The 407-nt window shown below is 66.3% G+C and carries 1 protein-coding gene; it reads right to left on the bottom strand.

What is annotated here, in order from left to right; translation table 11 throughout:
* Nucleotides 1–183: 183 nt before the first annotated feature.
* Nucleotides 184–407: diguanylate cyclase (locus EN879_RS38640; RefSeq protein WP_127274841.1), on the bottom strand; the 224-nt coding region annotated here is incomplete at its 5' end.

The following is a 407-nucleotide window of genomic DNA, read 5'->3' as shown; positions in this document are numbered from 1 at the left end:
CAGCGCGCGGCCGCCCGGCGAACAGCGTGGAAGGCGACCGCCATGAAGCAGGCCGCCAGCAGGCCGGCAACCGACAGATTGATCAACAGGATGAAGTTGGCGCCGCTCATGTTCTCCCGCACCCGCGCCGACAGCTAATCATCGACGGGCGAAGAAGACGTTAACGTCCTGGCCGGCCAGGATTCAGCCGGTCTTGAGCGGCTCCGGCAGGAACGCCGTTTCCGGCCGCTCATAGGACAGGCGTACACTGTCGCGGCCGTTCTTCTTGGCCTTGTAGAGCGCATCGTCGGCACGGCGCATCAGCGGCTCCAGCGCCTCGTCACCGCTGCGGGCCGCCACGCCGAAGCTTGCCGTCACCTTCGTTCCCTGGGGAAGCCCATCGACATGGCCGGCCAGGACGTTAACGT

It is taken from the genome of Mesorhizobium sp. M7A.F.Ca.AU.002.02.1.1, from assembly GCF_003998535.1.
In the GTDB taxonomy this organism is placed as follows: Bacteria; Pseudomonadota; Alphaproteobacteria; order Rhizobiales; family Rhizobiaceae; genus Mesorhizobium; species Mesorhizobium ciceri.
This window is presented reverse-complemented; position numbering and strand designations above follow the sequence as displayed.